At 60.7% G+C, this 1,348-nt stretch carries 1 protein-coding gene; it reads left to right on the plus strand.

Annotated features, from left to right (window positions below; genetic code table 11):
* Positions 1–226 precede the first annotated feature (226 nt).
* Complete coding sequence (gene ilvC, locus Q322_RS0120015) at positions 227–1,237, plus strand: ketol-acid reductoisomerase (protein ID WP_029479596.1); 1,011 nt, start codon at positions 227–229, stop codon at positions 1,235–1,237.
* The last annotated feature ends 111 nt before the right edge of the window (positions 1,238–1,348 follow it).

Here is a 1,348-nt window from a genome sequence, read left to right on the forward strand (position 1 = left end):
GTCAATACGGCAGTACAGTGTGGTCAGGACGGTTTCAGCATCAAGAATTGGGGTCACCAACTGTTCTTGCACTTGCGAAGACCGTCCGTTGTTCCGTCACTCTCATTGCGCATCAAGCGTCTTGAGGTGAGCTGGCCGCGCAGCGGACTGAGGGGTTTCTTTTAAGCCCTTCCCTCCCCTAGCTCACATTCCCCCATCCATCCCCACCTGTAGGAGAATCCCCCTTATGGCTGCAAAAATGTATTATGACCGAGATGTGGACACCGCCCCCATCGAGAACAAACTGATCGCCATCATCGGCTACGGTTCGCAGGCGCACGCGCACGCGCAGAACCTGCGGGATAGCGGCTTCAACGTTGTAGTGGGCCTGCGGGACGGCAGCAGCAGCAAGGCCAAGGCCGAGCAGGCCGGACTGCGCGTGGCCAGCATCGAAGACGCCACCAAAGAGGCTGATGTCGTCATGCTGCTGATTCCCGACGAGAACCAGCCCAAGACCTACGCCGATAGCATTGAGCCGCACCTGAGCGACGGCAAGGCGCTGGCCTTTGGTCACGGCTTTAACGTCCACTTCGGGCGCATTGTGCCGCCCGCAGGCGTGGACGTGTTCCTGGTTGCGCCCAAGGGACCCGGCCACATGCTGCGCCGCGTCTATACCGACGGCGCGGGCATGCCCGGCATCTTCGCCGTGGGGCAGGACGCCACCGGCAAGGCCCGTGACATCGCGCTGGCCTACACGCGTGGTATCGGCTGCACCCGCGCGGGCGTGCTGGAGACCACCTTCAAGGAAGAGACCGAGACGGACCTGTTTGGCGAGCAGAGCGTGCTGTGCGGCGGCGTGACCCACCTGATCCAGGCAGGCTTCGAGACGCTGGTGGACGCCGGATATCAGCCCGAAATCGCGTACTTTGAAACGCTGCACGAGGTCAAGCTGATCGTGGACCTGATCTACGAGAAGGGCTTTGAAGGCATGCGCCACAGCATCTCCAACACCGCCGAATTCGGCGACTACGTGACTGGGCCGCGCATCATCACCGATGACACCAAGGCCACCATGAAAGACGTGCTGAGCGACATCCAGGAAGGCCGCTTCGCCAAGCGCTTCATCGATGACGCCGAGAGCGGCTTTCCCTACATGAACAAGCAGCGTACCAAGATGCGCGACCACAAGCTGGAAACCGTCGGCAAGGAACTGCGCGACATGATGCCCTTTATTTCCAAGAAAGAGCTGGAAGTCTAAACGGCTGGCGGTTCAATCAAGGCCCTCTCCCAGGTGGAGGGGGTTTTTTCTCAGTACCCGACACTTTCCACAGCCGTCGTCTGGCGCGGCGTCCAGAGTCGAATGAGGTGG

Source organism: Deinococcus frigens DSM 12807 (genome assembly GCF_000701425.1).
Classification (GTDB): Bacteria; Deinococcota; Deinococci; order Deinococcales; family Deinococcaceae; genus Deinococcus; species Deinococcus frigens.

What these genes read in the sequence shown, in the direction of transcription:
- ilvC (WP_029479596.1), top strand. Translation starts at nt 227, where the DNA reads ATGGCTGCAAAAATGTATTATGACCGAGATGTGGACACCGCCCCCATC.